A 16,388-nucleotide genomic window follows, 5' to 3' on the forward strand; every position below is an offset into this window, starting at 1 on the left:
GCAGCGAAGCGGAGCCCCGCAGTCGCGAACGAAAGGCAGGCCCGGTAATGGGCAGTTTTCTCTCGGTCGAGCCGAACTACTACCTCGTCCTCGCCGCGGTGCTGTTCACCATCGGCGCCGCCGGGGTGCTGATCCGGCGCAACGCGATCGTGCTGTTCATGTGCGTGGAGCTGATGCTCAACGCGGCCAACCTGACGCTGGTCACCTTCAGTCGGATCAACGGTGACCTCAACGGCCAGATCATGGCGTTCTTCGTGATGGTGGTGGCGGCGGCCGAGGTCGTGGTCGGGCTCGCGATCATCATGTCCATCTTCCGGACGCGACGCTCGGCGAGCGTCGACGACGCCAACCTGCTGAAGTACTGAGGGGTCCACCGGTGGAAGAGACTGTGGAATACGCCCAGACCACGGGGCTGCTCGGGGGCGTCTGGCTGCTGGTGGCGATCCCGCTGCTGAGCGCGGCCGTCCTGCTGCTGCTCGGCCGCCGGGCCGACCGCTGGGGGCACTGGTTGGGCGTCGCCGCCATCGGCGCCGCGTTCGTGCTCGGCCTGAGCTTCTTCTTCCAGCTGCGTGGCCTGGAGAACAAGTCGGTCGAGCTGAGCCTCTGGGACTTCATCGCTGTCGGTGACCTGCGCGTCGACTTCGGCCTGCTGTTCGACCCGCTGGCCGCGGTCTTCGTGCTGCTGATCACCGGGGTGGGCTTCCTGATCCACCTGTACGCGGTGGAGTACATGGCGCACGACGCGGGCCGTCGCCGGTTCTTCGCGTACTTCAACCTGTTCGTCGCGGCGATGCTGCTGCTGGTGCTCGGCAACAACTACGTGATGCTGTACTTCGGCTGGGAGGGCGTCGGCCTGGCGTCGTACCTGCTGATCTCCTTCTGGACCGAGCGGCCGAGCGCGGCCACCGCCGGTAAGAAGGCGTTCCTGATGAACCGGGTCGGCGACGCCGGCCTGGCCATCGGCATCTTCATCATGTTCGCCACCCTGGGCACCACCCAGTACGACGAGGTGTTCAACGGTGTCGGCTCGCTGACCGGCGCGACGGTGCTGGTCCTCGGTCTGCTGCTGCTGCTCGGCGCGGCCGGCAAGTCGGGCCAGTTCCCGCTCCAGGCCTGGTTGCCGGACGCGATGGAGGGCCCGACTCCGGTGTCGGCGCTCATCCACGCGGCCACCATGGTCACCGCGGGCGTCTACCTGATCGCCCGGTCCAACCCGATCTTCTCCGCGAACTCGACCCTCCAGGTCGTCGTGGTCAGTGTCGGTGCGCTCACCCTGCTGATCGGCTGCATCATCGGCGCGGCCAAGGACGACATCAAGCGGGTGCTCGCCTGGTCGACGGTGAGCCAGATCGGCTACATGTTCGTCGGCGTCGGCCTGGGCGGTGGCGCGTACGCGCTGGCGATCATCCACCTGCTGGCGCACGGCTTCTTCAAGGCCAACATGTTCCTGGGCGCCGGCTCGGTGATGCACGGCATGAAGGACCAGGTCGACATCCGCCGCTTCGGTGGCCTCTCGAAGCACATGAAGATCACCTGGTTGACCTTCATGATGGGCTGGCTGGCCATCATCGGCCTCCCGCCGCTCTCCGGCTACTTCTCCAAGGAGCCGATCATCGCGAGCGCCTTCGAGCGGGAGGACTGGACCGCCTGGCTCTTCGGCGGCGCGGCACTGCTCGGCGCCGGGCTGACCGCGTTCTACATGACGCGGCTGTTCGTGCTCACGTTCCACGGCCCGAAGCGCTGGACCGAGGACATCGAGCACCCGCACGAGTCGCCCAAGCTGATGACCATCCCGCTGATCCTGCTGGCTGCCGGTTCGGTGGTGGCCGGTGGCCTGATGGCCTGGAACGACGGGGTCGCCTCCTGGCTGTCGCCGGTGCTCGGCGAGGAGGCCGCCGGTGAGGCCCACGGCGTGCTCTCCCACACGGTGATCACGATCCTGTCGCTGCTGGTCACCGTGCTCGGCGCCGGCCTGGCCTGGTTCCTGTTCCGGGCCGGTACGGCCACCGCGCCGCAGCCGGCCGGCGTGCTGGTCACCGCCGCCCGGCGCAACCTCTACACCGACGCCTTCAACGAGGCGGTCTTCGAGAAGCCGGGCATCTTCCTCACCCGGGCGCTGGTATACCTCGACAACCGGGGCATCGACGGGCTCGTCAACGGGCTCGCCGCCGCGGTCGGCGGTGGTTCGGGTCGCCTCCGGCGGATGCAGACCGGCTTCGTCCGCTCGTACGCCACCTCGATCCTGGCCGGTGCGCTGCTGGTGATGGCGGCGTTCCTGGCGGTGCAGGCCGGGTGGTTGGCGTGATCGACCTCTTTCCGGCCGCCCCCGCCGGCGGACCACGCAGTGACGACGGAGGTAAGGCCGCATAATGTCCAACTTCCCGTTCCTCTCGGTGCTCACCGTGGCGCCGCTGGTGGGCGCCCTGGTGGTGGCCTTCCTGCCGCGCCACCGGCCGGAGCTGGCCAAGCAGGTGGCGTTCGCCTGGTCGCTGCTCGTGCTGGTGCTCTCGGTGGTGATGTGGGTCAGCTTCAAGACCGGCGGTGACCGCTTCCAGTTCCGCGAGTCGTACTCGTGGATCCCGAACTGGGGTGTCAGCTTCACCTTCGCGGCCGACGGCATCGCGCTGGTGATGCTGATGCTGATCGCGGTGCTGGTGCCGCTGGTGATCCTGGCGTCCTGGCACGACGCCGAGTCGTCGAAGCGGTCGGTGCCTGTCTACTTCGCGCTGCTGCTGGTCCTCGAGTGCACGATGATCGGTGTCTTCGCGGCCGCCGACGTCTTCCTGTTCTACGTGTTCTTCGAGGTCATGCTCGTCCCGATGTACTTCCTCATCGGCAGCTACGGCGGCCACCAGCGGCAGTACGCGGCGGTGAAGTTCTTCCTCTACTCGCTCGTCGGCGGTCTGTTCATGCTGGCCGCCGTGATCGGCCTGTGGGTGGTCGGCGGCAAGACCTTCGACTGGCAGGCGCTGTCGCAGGTCGACATCAGCACCGGCACCGAGCGGTGGCTGTTCCTCGGCTTCTTCCTCGCGTTCGCGATCAAGGCGCCGTTCTTCCCGTTCCACACCTGGCTGCCGGACGCCGGTGGCGCGGCCCCTGCGGGTGCCGCGGCGCTGCTCGTCGGTGTGCTGGACAAGGTCGGCACGTTCGGCATCCTGCGCTACTGCCTCCCGCTCTTCCCGGAGGCGTCGAAGTGGTTCGCGCCGTGGGCGCTGGCGCTGGGCGTGATCGGCATCGTCTACGCCGCGCTGCTGGCGGTCGGCCAGAACGACCTCAAGCGGCTGGTGTCGTACACCTCGATCGCGCACTTCGGCTTCATCGGCGTGGGCATCTTCGCCTTCACCACCCAGGCCGGCACCGGCGCGGTGCTCTACATGCTCAACCACGGGTTGGCCACCGGCCTGCTGTTCCTGGTGGTGGGCATGCTGATCTCCCGGCGTGGTTCGGCGTTGATCAGCGACTTCGGTGGTGCCGGCAAGCTGGTCCCGGTGCTCGCCGGGGTGCTCTTCTTCGCCGGTCTCGCCTCGCTCGCGCTGCCGGGCACGGCGCCGTTCATCTCCGAGTTCCTGGTGCTGATCGGCACCTTCACGGTGAACAAGCCGGTCGCGATCATCGCCACGCTCGGCATCATCCTGGCCGCCGCGTACGTGCTGTGGATGGTGCAGCGCACCACCCAGGGCACCCTCAACCCGGCGCTGACCGAGGTGGATGGAATGCGCCGGGACCTCAACCTGCGCGAGAAGGTCGTGGTCGCCCCACTGATCGCACTGATCGTGCTGCTCGGCTTCTTCCCCAAGCCGGTCACTGACGTGATCAACCCGGCCGTCCAGGCGACCATGGACGACATCGGCAGAACCGACCCGGCCCCGTCGGTCGGCACCGTCCAGGAGGCGGCAAAGTGACCGAGTTGAAACTGCCGTCGATCGACTACGCGGCGCTCTCCCCGATCCTGATCATGCTGGGCACCGCGTTGCTCGGCGTGCTGGTCGAGGCTCTCGTGCCCCGGCGCTGGCGGCACGTGGTGCAGCTGACGGTGGCGCTGCTGGCCGTGCTCGCGGCGCTGACCATGGTGGTCTTCAACGCCGACGAGCGGATCATCACCGCCGGCCGGGCCCTCGCGATCGACGGACCGACGCTGTTCCTGCAGGGCGCGATCCTGGTGCTGGCCGCGATGGCGCTGCTGCTGATCGGTGACCGCTCGGTCGAGCGGGGCGGGGCGTTCGTCGCCCAGGCCGCGGTGACCGCCGAGTCGGCCGACGACCGGCGGCAGGCCGAGGGGCGCAACGGCCTCACCGAGGTCTACCCGCTGACCACGTTCGCGATCGGCGGCATGCTGATCTTCGTGGCGGCGAACGACCTGCTGACCATGTTCATCGCGCTGGAGGTCTTCTCCCTGCCGCTCTACCTGCTCTGCGCGCTGGCCCGTCGCCGGCGGCTGCTGAGCCAGGAGGCGGCGATGAAGTACTTCCTGCTCGGCGCGTACGCCTCCGCGTTCTTCTTGTTCGGGGTGGCGCTGATCTACGGCTTCACGTCCGGCGTCCCGGGCCGGTCGGCCGGCGTCGACTTCGCCACGATCGACGCGGCGGTGGGCGAGTCCCCGGCCAGCCCGGTGCTTCTCTTCGCCGGCATGGCGTTGCTCTCGATCGGCCTGCTCTTCAAGGCGGCGGCGGCACCGTTCCACGTCTGGACCCCGGACGTCTACCAGGGTGCGCCGACCCCGGTCACCGGCTTCATGGCGGCCTGCACCAAGGTCGCCGCGTTCGGTGCCCTGCTGCGGGTCTTCCACGTCGCGTTCGCGGACGCCAGCTGGGACTTCACCCCGGTCCTCGGCGCGGTGGCGGTGCTGACCATGCTGGTCGGCGCGGTACTCGCGGTCACCCAGACCGACATCAAGAGGCTGCTCGCGTACTCCTCGATCGCCAACGCCGGCTACCTGCTGGTCGGTGTGCTGGCGCCGAGCCGCGACGGGCTCTCCGGCACGATGTTCTACCTGGTCGCGTACGGCTTCTCGGTGCTGGCCGCGTTCGCTGTGGTGACCCTGGTGCGGGACTCCGACGGGGAGGCGACCCACCTGTCCCGCTGGGCCGGGTTGGGTCGGCGGTCGCCGTTCTTCGCCGCGCTGTTCACCTTCATCCTGCTGGCCTTCGCCGGTATCCCACTGACCAGCGGTTTCACCAGCAAGTTCGCCATCTTCGGGCCGGCGCTCGACGGTGGTCAGGCCTGGCTGGTGATCGCCGGTGTGCTGACCAGCATGGTGCTGGCGTTCCCGTACCTGCGGGTCGTGGTGATGATGTGGCTCTCCGAGCCGGGTGAGTCCACCCCGACCGTCACGGTGCCCGGCGGGCTCACCGCCGCAGCGCTGATGATCGGTGTGCTGGCCACTCTGGTGCTGGGTGTCGCGCCGGCGCCGCTGCTCGATCTGGCCACGGGAGCCGCCGAATTCGTTCGATGACGGAAAGATCGATCACCGGGGGTCGGCGCGTGTTCACGTGCCGGCCCCCGGTGCGTATCCCCGGGCCGGAGCAGGTCGAACGGGTGTGGCATGGTTGATAGCGTGGTGAATCCGGCGGGTGAGCGTTCAGGTGCCTCCGGCTCCGGCGGTCGGCGGGGTCGGGCGAGCACGAGTCAGTTCGGCGCGATCGGCCTCAACCTTGCCGATCCGCGGGTCGAGGCGTCGGTGCTGGCGGTTCTGGACACGGTCGAGGTCGAGTTGCGGGCCAGTGTGTCCAGCGCGGACCCGTTCGTCACCGAGGCCGCCCGGCACCTTCTCGAGGCAGGTGGGAAGCGGTTCCGACCGCTTCTGGTGGCGCTCGGCGCACAGTTCGGTGACCCCACCGGTCCGCAGGTGGTCCCGGCCGCCGTGGTGATGGAGCTCACCCACCTGGCCACCCTCTACCACGACGACGTGATGGACGAGGCTGTCGTCCGCCGGGGCGCGGCGAGCGCGAACTCCCGTTGGACCAACTCGCTCGCCATCCTGGTCGGTGACTACCTCTTCGCCCGCGCGGCGGACATCGCCGCCGACCTGGGCCCGGAGGCGGTCCGGTTGCAGGCGCGCACCTTCGCCCGGCTGGTGCACGGCCAGATCGCGGAGACCGTGGGGCCGCGCGCGGACGACGACCCGGTGACCCACTACCTGAACGTGATCGCCGACAAGACGGGTTCGCTGATCGCCACGTCGATCCGGTTCGGCGGCATGTTCGGTGGCGCCGCCCCGGAGCACGTGGAGGCCCTCGCTGGTTACGGCGAGACGATCGGCGTCGCCTTCCAGCTCACCGACGACCTGCTCGACATCGCCTCCGAGTCGGTGCAGTCGGGCAAGACGCCCGGCACGGACCTGCGCGAGGGTGTCCCGACGCTGCCGGTGCTCTACGCGCGCGCGTCGGACGACTCGGACGCCGCCTCGGTGCGTCTGCGGGAGATCCTCGCGACCGGCCCGCTGACCGACGACGCGCTGCACGCCGAGGCGTTGGGGCTGCTCCGGGAGAGCCCGGCGCTCAAGCGCGCCCGGGAGACCGTGCGCAGTTACGCCGAGGACGCCCGCGCCCGCCTGGCCCCCCTTCCGGAGGGCCCGTCGCGGCACGCGCTCGAATCGCTCTGCGACTACATCGCCGACCGCACCAGCTGACCTTCGCCCCGGCTCCCAGCGGCGGCGGCACGGCCCAGCAGGCGGCCGCCGCCGAGCATGAGGACGGCTGCCAGCAGCATGGACGCCGCTGCGGTGGTCCACATGGCCGGGTAACCGAGGTGGGCGGCGAGCGGGCCCAGACTCAGCGGGCCGAGACAACCGCCCGCGTACACCCCGGTCTGGGTGATCGAGGTGGCGGCGGCCGGTGACTGTGGGTGGAGCCGGACCACCGCGAAGGTCATCAGGCCGGGCCACGCCCAACCCAGACCGAAGCCGAACACCACGCCGACCACCAGCGGCACCGGGCCGGTCAGCGCCAGTAGGCCCAGCCCGACCGCGCCGACGACGAGCATCGCGGCGATGAGGGCGACGTGGCCGGTGGCGCGGCGATCGGCCAGCCAGCCGGCACCCACCCGGGCCGCGACGCAGACCGCGCTGCCCAACGTCAGCGTCAGGCCGGCCAGGCCCGGCGACATGCCCCGGGCTGCGGCGGAGTCCACCAGGAAGGTGCCCAGCGCGTTGGCTGCCACCGCTGCCAACGTCGCTGCCGCGCCGACAACCACCAGCGCCGCCGTCGCGCGGCCGGCGCGCGTCGCGCCGGCCCTTCGCGGCGGACCGGGTATTTCCCGGGGTACGGCGGGCAGCGTCGTCATCGCGGCCACCGCCGCCGCCACGAACGCCCACCGCCAGCCGACCGTGAGCGCGATGACGGGCACCGCCGCGCCGGCCAGCAGGGTCGAGATCGGGATGGCGGCCTGCTTCACACCGAACGACAGCCCCTGCCGTCGAGCCGGCACGTGCTGGGCCAGCGCCGTGTTGCTGGCCAGCTGGCCGAGGGCGTTCGCGGCGGCGCTGAGGGCCAGCAACCCGACCAGCACCGGGTACGACCGGGCGAGTGCCGCCACGGCCAGCATCGACACGGCGGCCAGCACGATGCCGCAGCGGGCCACCCGGGCCGGGCCGTACCGCTCCACCAGGCGGCCGGAGGGCACCGACGCCAGCGCGCTGACGCCGAAGTAGACGGATACGGCCAGACCGAGGCCAGCCGGGGAGAAGTCGAGGTCGCTGCCCATCTGCACAGCGAGACCACCGAGCAGGAACACGGGCAGTACGCAGGCCACTGTGGTGGCGACTGCGCCGGCGCTGGCCCGGATCGGGTGGGATCGGGCGGCGGTCGGCTCGTGGGTGATGGCGTTGTTGGTCATCGTCCGGCAAACCTACGTGAATCCGTCTCAGACCACTCGCCGTGACGGTCGGGCCACGAGCTGTGGATGGTGATCTGGCATCCTCGACCCGAACAGGCATTTCGCACCGGGCCTGTTTTTCATATGGTGTAAGTCCCCGGCGGCGGAGGTGGTTGTGCGCGACCCCTTGGCAGAACCTTCGGACCTGATCCGCAGTGTGTCCCGAGCACTGCGGGTGCTGGAGTCGGTCGGTCGCGCCCCCAAGGGCCTGACCGTCAAGCAGATCGCCCGACGGTGCGAGCTGACCGTGGCCACCACCTACCACCTGGTCCGCACACTCGCCTACGAGGGCTACGTGATCCGTCGCGAGGACGGCACGTACATCGTGGGGTTGGAGGTGGCCGACCGGTACCGGGAGCTGGTAACCGCGTTCCGGGGCCCGCCAGCGGTCGGTGAGACCCTGCGGCGGGCCGCCCTGGACACCGGCTACAGCCACTACCTCGGCCGCTTCGTCGGCGGTCAGGTGGCCCTCACAGCGGTCGCCGAGGGGCACCGCTCGCCCTACCTGGAGGACCTGGTCCCCGGCTTCGACGAGGGGGCGCACGCGACAGCCCTCGGCAAGGCACTGCTCGCCACCCTCAGCGTCGACCAGCGCCACCGCTACCTGCGCGAGTACGGCATGCGCCCGTTCACCACCGCCACGCTGACCACCACCGAGACGTTCGAGGCCGACCTGGCCGCCGGCGACCGGCGCGGCATGCAGCTGGAGATGGGGCAGTTCCGCCAGGGGGTGGCCTGCGCGGCGGTGCTCGTCGCGCCTGACAAGGACATGGAACGCCGCGTCGTGCTGGCGTGCGCGTTGCCGGCCAGCGAGATGATGACCTCCGCCCGGGTGGTCCGCGCCAAGCTGCTCACCGTGGCCCGCAGCGTCGCCGACGGCATCGCGTCCGACAACTGACCCGCAACGCCAGAGGCCCTCTCCCCGGCTGGGAGAGGGCCTCCGGGGGCGGTCCAGCCCCGGACCGCCTGAGCAACGTCAGCTGCCGACCGGGCCGCCGTCCAGGCGCCAGGTGACCACCACGCCCGGCTTGGCGTAGTCGCCGTCCGGCCAGTTCGAGGCCGGGTTCTCCACCGAGGCACCGGTGATCTCACCGGGGTGCTGCACCGCGACGAACACCGAACGGTTGTCACCGGTGATGAACGGACCGCAGGTCTCCGCGCCGAGCGGCACGGTCAGGAACTGCTTCAGGTGCCCCCGCTCCGGACCCTCGACGGCCGTGGCGAACAGGCCGTCGTTGCTGCCCAGAGCGTTGCCGTCGGTGGAGATCCACAGGTTGCCGGTGGCGTCGAAGGCGACGTTGTCCGGGCAGGAGATCGGGGAGACCTTGGTCTTGTCGTACCCCGCGAAGAACGTCGACGCGTCGGCCGGGTCGCCACAGACGATCGGCAACGACCAGGCGAAGGTCTCCGAGGTGTTGTCGCCGCGGTCCTCCACCAACTCCAGGATCTGCCCGTGCTTGTTGGCGTTGCGCGGGTTGGCCTCGTCCGGCTTCGGGTTGCTGCCGACCCCACGGTTGGTGTTGTTGGTCAGCGCCACGTACACCTTGCCGGTGAGCAGGCTCGGCTCGACGTCCTCGGGCCGGTCCATCTTGGTCGCGCCGACCTTGTCACCGGCGAGCCGGGTGAAGGTGAGCACGTCCGCTGCGGTCATCCCGTCGACGAACGACCGGTTGCCGCTGACCAGCTTGATCCAGCGACCCCGGCCGTTGAACGCGCCGTCGGTGGGCAGCTTGCCCGAGCCGTCGATCTCGGCCGCGCTGGTCTGGTCGAGCTGCGCCACGTAGAGCGTGCCGGACTCCAGCAGGGTCAGGTTGTGCTTGCGCGCAGCCCAGGAGTTGCCCTTCATGAACTTCTGGTCCGAGACGAACTTGTAGAGGTAGTCGAACCGCTCGTCGTCACCCATGTACGCGACCACGTGGCCGTCCTTGGCGACGATCACGTTCGCGCCCTCGTGCTTGAACCGGCCCATCGCGGTGTGCTTGCGCGGGCGGCTCTCCGGGTCGAACGGGTCGATCTCGACGATCCAGCCGAACCGGTGCGCCTCGTTGGGGTGCTTCGCCAGGTCGAAGCGCTCGTCGGCGCGCTCCCACTTGCGACTGCCGCTGGGGTAGCGGCTGGCGGTGCTGATGCCGTAGCGGTCCAGCTTCGGCTTCAGCTCGGCCGGGGCGGCGTCGGCGCCCACGAAGTACTGGTTGAAGTTCTCCTCACCGGAGAGCACGGTGCCCCACGGGGTCACGCCGCCGGCGCAGTTGTTCAGGGTGCCGACGACAGTACGACCCTTGGGGTCGGCGGCGGTCTTCAGCCAGGCGGAGCCGGCGGCCGGCCCGGTCAGGTCGAACTTGGTGCTCAACGCGGTGACCCGCCGGTTGTACGCGCGGGGGCCCTTGCCGACCGGCTTCCACTGCCCGGTGCCCGCGACCCGCTCCAACTCCACCACCGACATGCCGTGCGCGGCCATGGCGGTGCGCAACTGCTCCACGGAGAGCCCGTCCAGGCCGGGGAAGCCCGGGAACATCAGATCCTCGTTGGTGTACTCGTGGTTGACCACGAGCAGCGCCCGCTTGCCCTGCTTGTCCAGCGGCAGCACGCCTACGAAGTCGTTGTTGTAACCGAACTGCTTGGACTGCGCCGCGGCCGTCTGGTGGTGCAGGTTGAACTCGGGCGCGCCCGGCAGCACCGGGTCACCCCACTTGATCACGACAGCGTGGTCGTAGCCGTTCGGCACGACGAGGGTGTCCAGCTTGTTCGGCGGGATCGGCTTGAAGGTCAGCGCGCCGTTGCCGACACCGGTGCTGGGACGGCCGAAGCCGAAGGCTTCCGGGACGTCCGGGGTGGTGGGGGCAGCCAGGGCGGGCGCCGCGCCGGCGAGCGCGCCGGCCGCCGCGCCGCCGAACCCGAGAACCAGGGCGCCGACAGCGCCGGCCCGGACCACGCCGCGCCGCGAGACCTCCGCGTTCACCACGTCACCGAAGTACGCGTTGTCGGAGGTGTTCGGGACCGGGTGGTCGCAGGCGTTTCCGCACCGGTACAGACAGGTCATGGCGTCACGGGTGCCATGGCGGTTGCCGGTCAACAGGGGGAGCAGCCGGGGGCGGTCGCTCATGGGGGAAGCCTCCAGGGAGTCGGTGGCACGACAGGCGGCGTACCCGCCGGACGCTAGGAGGACGTGGTGAGCGCTCGTCGGCCGCGATGTGAACCAGGCATGAACACCTCTCCGGGCGGCAACCGCCTGACCTCGGGCTGAACCGTTCGGCGTGACCGCACGTATTCACGGGCGGACGCACCGCCGGACGCGCGCAGGAAGCGAGGAGACCGCCATCAGCGACCACGACGCCCAACTGCTGCGCGCGCTGCACGACGAGCACGCGGAGGCGCTGTACGCCCATGCCCTGCGGCTGGTCAACGGGGACCGGCAGCGCGCCGAGGACCTGGTGCAGGAAACGCTGCTGCGGGCCTGGCGACACCCGGAGTCCCTCGACCCGAAACGCGGCTCGGTGCGGTCGTGGCTGTTCACCACTGCCCGCAACCTGGCCATCGACGCCTGGCGGCGACGGTCCACCCGGGTGGGCGAGGTGTTCACCGACGACCTTCCCGAGCCGCCGGAGGTGATCGACGAGGCGGAGCGGGCGGTGGAGGCGTGGACCGTCGCCGAGGCGCTGAACCGACTCAGCCCGACCCACCGGGAAGTGCTCGTCGAATGCTTCTACCAGGGGCGGTCGGTGGCCGAGGCGGCGTCCCGCCTGGGCGTACCGCCGGGGACCGTGAAGTCCCGCACCCACTACGCGTTGCGGTCTCTACGTTTGGTCCTGGCCGAGATGGGGGTGACGGGATGACCCGGTGCGAGTTCGCGTACGACGACGGCGCGTACGTGCTGGGTGCCCTGGCCCCCGCCGAACGGGCGGCGTACGAACGGCACCTGTCCGGCTGCGCCTCCTGCCGGGAGTCGGTCGCCGAGATCGCCGTGCTGCCCGGGCTGCTCGGGCGCCTCGACCCGGCGGGACTGGAGCAGATCCTGCCCCCGCCGGCCCCGCCCCGGGTGCCCGCGCTGCTCGACGAGGCCCGGCGTCGCCGGCGTCGGCAACGCTCCGCGGACCGGCGACGGTACGCGCTGACCACCCTGGCCGCCGCCGGGCTGGCCCTGGTCGTGGGTGTCGGTACGGCAGTGGTGCTGCCCCGACCGGTCACCCCGCCGCCGAAGGCGCAGGGCACTCCTGGCCCACAGGTGTCGATGGTCGCGATGCGGCCGGTGGCCGCCGCCGGGCCGGTGCACGCCGACATCGGTCTGGTCGGCACCAAGTGGGGCACACGGGTGACCATGCGGTGCGGGTACGACGCGCGGACGAGCTACGGCAAGGCGTACCCGTTCCGGCTGGTGGCGCACGGCCCGAACGGCGCCACCGAGCAGATCGGCTCCTGGCTCGCGGCCCCCGGTGACGACCTCAGCTTCACCGGCAACACGAGGTTCACCGACGCCGAGCTGGCCAGCGTGGAGCTGCAGAAAGCCGACGGCACCCCCCTGCTCACCTACGCCGTCCCGTAGTCCCGCCGGCCCCCGGCCCGGCCGCGTCGATCATGGAGTTGTGGTGGGTGCCAAATCGCCCGAACTAGGGCCGGGCGGGCACCACCACTCCATGATCGACGGAGGGTTCGGGTTGGCGGGACCGGGTTCTGCGGGAGGTCCGGACAGCGTCGGTGGTGAAGACGATCAGGGCCAGCCAGACCAGCCCGAAGCCGGCGAGGCGGGCCGGCGGCATCGGCTCGTGGAAGATCAGCACACCGCAGCCGAGCTGCAGGATCGGCGCCAGGTACTGGACCATGCCGAGGCTGCTCAGCGGCAGCCGGTTGGCCGCCCCGGCGAACATCAGCAGCGGGATCGCCGTGGCCGCTCCTGCCAACACCAGCAGCGCGGTGTGCCCGGCCGAGACGTGCCCGAAGGTCGAGTCGGCCCTCGCGGTCAGCCAGGCGAGGTAACCCAGCGCCGGCAGCGCCAGCACCGCGGACTCGACGAAGAGTCCTTCCGCCGGTGGCAGCCCCAGCCGCTTCTTGACCAGCCCGTAGCCGGCGAAGCTGAACGCCAGGGTCAACGCCAGCCAGGGCAGCCGGCCGTAGTCGACGGTGAGCACCACGACCGCCGACGCGCCGATCCCCAGCGCCACCCACTGCGCCGGGCGTAGCCGCTCCCGCAGCACCGTCACACCGAGCAGCACCACGACCAGCGGGTTGATGAAGTAGCCCAGCGCGGTCTCCACCACCCGACCGGAGTTGACCCCGTAGATGTAGGTGCCCCAGTTGACAGCGATCAGCGCGGCGGCGGCGACCATTCCGGCCATCGCCCAGGGGCGGCGCAGCAGCGCCCGCAGGAAGCCGACATTGCGCAGCGCGCCCAGCAGCAGCGCCACGAACACCACCGACCAGACGACCCGGTGGGCCAGGATCTCCAGCGGGCCGGCGGGCCGCAGCAGCTTGAGGTAGAGCGGGAAGAAACCCCAGAGCAGGTACGCGCCGAGGCCGTAGAGGTATCCCAGGCGGAGAGGCGTCACGCCTCCACCGTAAGGGGCGTACCGCCGCTTTGTTCCTTTCCGGTGACCGGGGTCACCGGCGGACGGCGGTCGAGGATCATCCACCGCTCCGGGACGTCCAACGGCGTGAAGCCCTCCCTCGCGTACACCTGGTGTGCGTCGTTCGTGATCAACAGGATCCGGAGTACGCCCAGCTCGGCCAGGTGGTCACGGGCTGCTCCGACCAACCACCCACCCAGCCCGCGACCCCGGGTGGCCCTGTCGACGTACACGTCGCAGAGCCAGGCGAAGGTGGCGCCGTCGGTGACCACCCGGGCCACCGCCACCTGGCGGCCGTCCTCGGGCCGGTAGACGCCGAACGGCAGCGAGCCGGCGAACGCCCGGTCGGTGACGGCCCGGTCCCGCCCGAGTGCCCAGTACGCGTCTGTCGACAACCAGTGGTGCACCAGCTCCAGATCGAGCCGGGCGGGGTCGGTGCTGATCAGGTGGCCGTCGGCGCGGGTCAGTGAGAACACCACGTGACGCTAACCGCCGAGGTGGGCACCCACGGCGGCCAATTCCCGAAAGGTGGTCAGCGGCCCGCCCCGGCGGGAAACCAGGGCGGGCCGATCTGGTCGGTGGTCAGTCCCGGTCGAGGACGGCGCCCAGGATCCAGGTCACGATGCTCACGAAGAGGGCGCCGAGAACGGCGGCCGGCCAGAAACCGTCCACATCGAACGGCAGCCCGGCCTGGTCGGCGATCCAACTGGTGAGCAGGAACAGCAGCCCGTTCACCACCAGCGCGATGAGACCCAGGGTCAGCAGGTAGAAGCCGCAGCCGACCGTCTTGATGATCGGCTGGAGAACCGCGTTGACCACGCCGAAGATCACCGCCACCAGGAGCAGCGTGGTCACCGTCTCGACAGCCGAGGTCGACTCCAGAGAGATGCCTGGAATGAGGAGTGTGGCCAGCCAGAAAGCCAGCGCTGTGCTGGCCAGCCGAATCAGCAGACCCTTCAGAAAACCCATGGCGGGGATCGTGCCACGGACCACGCACCTACGTAACCCGGCAGTTGACCATCCCGCTGGATCAACCGCGCGCCGGTCGCCCGATCAGTTGCGACTCGATCGGAGTGGGGGAGAGCAGCGCCCAGCGCAGCGCCCTGCGATTGACCACGGCCACCATGTCGTCCCGGATCCGGGTCAACCACTCGGCCGACCCACCGAGCCCCAGCGCGGTGTCGGCCAGGGCGGCCTCGGCGGCGTTCAGCGGTTGCAGCAACGCCAGGTCGGCGCGGCTCAACGTGTCCACGTCCGCCGGAGTCAACTCGTCGCGTACCACCAGTGTGGCCCGCCACGGCGGGCGCGGCTCGGCGTCGGCCAGCACCGGCCCCGCGTCGACGACCAGCAACAACGGGCGCAGCGCGCTGCCCACCCCCTCGGCCACCGGTCGACCGGGCGGGATCAACGGGATCGTCCCGCCCGGCGCACCCACACCCCGGACGAACGGTTCCCAGGCGCGCGGCCGGGACGTCTGCACCACCACCAGCGCACCGAGGGCCAGGGCGCGCAGGGCCACCAACTGGGCCGCGCGCACCCCGCCGACCAGCAACACCCTTGTGCTCTCCGGCCGGAACAGTCGTACGGTGACGGCTCCGCCGTGCCGGTTCGTGCCCACCATCATTCCCGCGTCGCCCACTGTGAGCTCCCAGTCGTCCAACGGGGGGCGGGCAGGCGTTTCGTTGGTCGTCAGCGCCAACGGCAGTGTCGCGCCGAGCCCGCTCAGGTGCGCGCCGTCGAGCCGCCGCAGCTCCCCTCCCAGGTCGGCCACCAGGCGCGTCAACGCCTCGGCTGCTGCGGCCAGCTCGGTCGCCGTGCCGGCGGCCAGGCGTACGGTCAGCTCGGTCGGCACACCGAGGGCGGAAGCGGCCGGGGTCGGGCCTGTGGAGATCGACACGGTCGTCGCTGTCACCGGTAGCGCGAGCAGCCGGGGCACCAGTCGCCGTCCACCTGCGCCGTCGGGCCAGCGGGCCAGCCGGAAGGTGGCCTGGTGCAGGGTGCCGGACCGAAGCGCGAGCCAGGACTCCCGTACCGGATGCCCGTCGTGGTGGGCCAACTCGCCCAGCACGCGCAGCGCCGCGGGCACGCCCAGCGGCCGTGCGGTCAGCGGCCCGAGCCGGCGGACGATCCGGCGTACCGTGCCGGCGAGCACCCGGCGCAGATCCTCTCCGGTCCAGCCGTCCACCCGCAGCACCCGCACCGCCACCACCGCCCGTTCCCGACCGGCGAGCCGCCCGTCGGTGAGCTGCCGGTACGACGTGCCGACCGTGCCGGCCGCCGCCGGCACCGGTGCCGGCGCCCCGGTGAGCAGCAGTTGGACCCGCAGCGGGGGAACATCCGGCCCGGCCGGTGGCAGCAACGCGGACGGCGCGGGGACGGCCCGGGACGCGTCGCCGATCAGGTCGCCGGGGTCGCCGAGCTCCAGCAGCACCACCATGCCCACGGTGTCCTCCAGCACCGCCGCAGGCCCACCGGTCAGCTCGGTGGACTGGACGACGGTGCCCGGAGCGACCAGTTCGAGCAGCTCGGCCGCGCCGGCCGGCCCGGGCAACTCCCGGCGACGGGTCAGGTGCTCGGCGGCCGTGCCCAGCCACTCGAAGAGCCACCGGCCCCGGATCCGGACCACGGCCACCGCCACCAGCAGCACGGCGACGAGCGTCGCCGCCGCGGTGACCGGTGCCGGTCGGCCAAGGGCGGTGAGAACGAGCGCCGCCGCGACCTGCGCGGTGACCAGTTGACCGGCCCGCACTCGGACATCGGTGCCCCGCGCGAACGGCGACCGGCGAGGTGGTGCCTGCTGATCGGCGAGGCTCGGCCCGCGGTCGGTGGGCGGGTCGACCGTCGGTGGCACGGTCGTCGGCCCGGACCGGGCCGGTGTCGCCCGGTGCGGTCCTCCGGTGGTGATCGCCGGCACGGCGCCTCCTCGACCTGTGGGGACCGTGTCGGGCCGGCGGCCGA

General features: G+C 70.9%; 14 protein-coding genes. 8 read left to right on the forward strand and 6 right to left on the reverse strand.

The window, feature by feature from the left end:
• The first annotated feature begins 47 nt into the window (after positions 1–47).
• The 5 genes from nuoK to FHU34_RS29565 all read left to right on the forward strand — a co-directional run bounded on the left by nuoK (position 48) and on the right by FHU34_RS29565 (position 6,628).
• Complete coding sequence (gene nuoK, locus FHU34_RS29545; RefSeq protein WP_145785926.1) at positions 48–365, forward strand: NADH-quinone oxidoreductase subunit NuoK; 318 nt, start codon at positions 48–50, stop codon at positions 363–365.
• A gap of 11 nt (positions 366–376) precedes the next feature.
• Positions 377–2,305 (forward strand): NADH-quinone oxidoreductase subunit L, encoded by a 1,929-nt coding sequence (nuoL, locus tag FHU34_RS29550; RefSeq protein WP_145785927.1) that lies wholly within the window; start codon positions 377–379, stop codon positions 2,303–2,305.
• A gap of 64 nt (positions 2,306–2,369) precedes the next feature.
• On the forward strand, positions 2,370–3,902 hold the full coding sequence (locus tag FHU34_RS29555; protein WP_145785928.1) for an NADH-quinone oxidoreductase subunit M: 1,533 nt from the start codon (positions 2,370–2,372) through the stop codon (positions 3,900–3,902).
• Positions 3,899–5,452 carry an NADH-quinone oxidoreductase subunit NuoN gene (gene nuoN / locus FHU34_RS29560; RefSeq protein ID WP_145785929.1) on the forward strand — a complete coding sequence of 518 codons (1,554 nt, stop codon included), beginning with the start codon at positions 3,899–3,901 and terminating at the stop codon, positions 5,450–5,452. The genes FHU34_RS29555 and nuoN overlap by 4 nt, the downstream gene beginning before the upstream one ends.
• 90 nt (positions 5,453–5,542) lie before the next feature.
• On the forward strand, positions 5,543–6,628 hold the full coding sequence (locus FHU34_RS29565) for a polyprenyl synthetase family protein (protein WP_145785930.1): 1,086 nt from the start codon (positions 5,543–5,545) through the stop codon (positions 6,626–6,628).
• Here FHU34_RS29565 and FHU34_RS29570 read toward each other — a convergent pair.
• On the reverse strand, positions 6,604–7,833 hold the full coding sequence (locus FHU34_RS29570; RefSeq protein ID WP_145785931.1) for an MFS transporter: 1,230 nt from the start codon (positions 7,831–7,833) through the stop codon (positions 6,604–6,606). The two genes, FHU34_RS29565 and FHU34_RS29570, sit on opposite strands and share 25 nt — an antisense overlap.
• Positions 7,834–7,987: 154 nt before the next feature.
• Between FHU34_RS29570 and FHU34_RS29575 the strand changes: the two genes are divergently transcribed.
• The gene (locus FHU34_RS29575; protein ID WP_145785932.1) at positions 7,988–8,770 is read left to right on the forward strand and encodes an IclR family transcriptional regulator; all 783 of its coding nucleotides are present in this window, start codon (positions 7,988–7,990) and stop codon (positions 8,768–8,770) included.
• Positions 8,771–8,848: 78 nt separating this feature from the next.
• On the opposite strand, the gene FHU34_RS29580 is transcribed toward FHU34_RS29575, so the two are convergent.
• A complete protein-coding gene (locus tag FHU34_RS29580; RefSeq protein ID WP_145785933.1) occupies positions 8,849–10,975 on the reverse strand; it encodes a PhoX family protein in 2,127 nt (708 codons plus the stop codon).
• A gap of 214 nt (positions 10,976–11,189) precedes the next feature.
• Here FHU34_RS29580 and FHU34_RS29585 point away from each other — a divergent pair, with 214 nt between their 5' ends.
• The gene (locus FHU34_RS29585) at positions 11,190–11,705 is read left to right on the forward strand and encodes a sigma-70 family RNA polymerase sigma factor (protein ID WP_088986748.1); all 516 of its coding nucleotides are present in this window, start codon (positions 11,190–11,192) and stop codon (positions 11,703–11,705) included.
• Positions 11,702–12,412, forward strand: coding sequence for an anti-sigma factor family protein (locus FHU34_RS29590; protein WP_145785934.1), 711 nt, complete (start codon positions 11,702–11,704; stop codon positions 12,410–12,412). The genes FHU34_RS29585 and FHU34_RS29590 overlap by 4 nt, the downstream gene beginning before the upstream one ends.
• 64 nt (positions 12,413–12,476) lie before the next feature.
• Here the strand turns inward: FHU34_RS29590 and rarD are convergent, their stop codons facing one another.
• The 4 genes from rarD to eccE form a co-directional block, all read right to left on the reverse strand.
• The gene (gene rarD, locus FHU34_RS29595) at positions 12,477–13,412 is read right to left on the reverse strand and encodes an EamA family transporter RarD (protein WP_145785935.1); all 936 of its coding nucleotides are present in this window, start codon (positions 13,410–13,412) and stop codon (positions 12,477–12,479) included.
• A complete protein-coding gene (locus FHU34_RS29600) occupies positions 13,409–13,906 on the reverse strand; it encodes a GNAT family N-acetyltransferase (RefSeq protein ID WP_145785936.1) in 498 nt (165 codons plus the stop codon). Before FHU34_RS29600 ends, rarD begins: the two co-directional genes overlap by 4 nt.
• A 106-nt stretch (positions 13,907–14,012) precedes the next feature.
• Positions 14,013–14,399, reverse strand: a complete 387-nt coding sequence (locus FHU34_RS29605) for a phage holin family protein (protein ID WP_145785937.1) — start codon at positions 14,397–14,399, stop codon at positions 14,013–14,015.
• Positions 14,400–14,460: 61 nt separating this feature from the next.
• Positions 14,461–16,344 carry a type VII secretion protein EccE gene (gene eccE, locus FHU34_RS29610; RefSeq protein WP_208745220.1) on the reverse strand — a complete coding sequence of 628 codons (1,884 nt, stop codon included), beginning with the start codon at positions 16,342–16,344 and terminating at the stop codon, positions 14,461–14,463.
• Positions 16,345–16,388: the final 44 nt, after the last annotated feature.

This window comes from Micromonospora taraxaci (assembly GCF_007830095.1).
Taxonomy (GTDB): domain Bacteria; phylum Actinomycetota; class Actinomycetes; order Mycobacteriales; family Micromonosporaceae; genus Micromonospora; species Micromonospora taraxaci.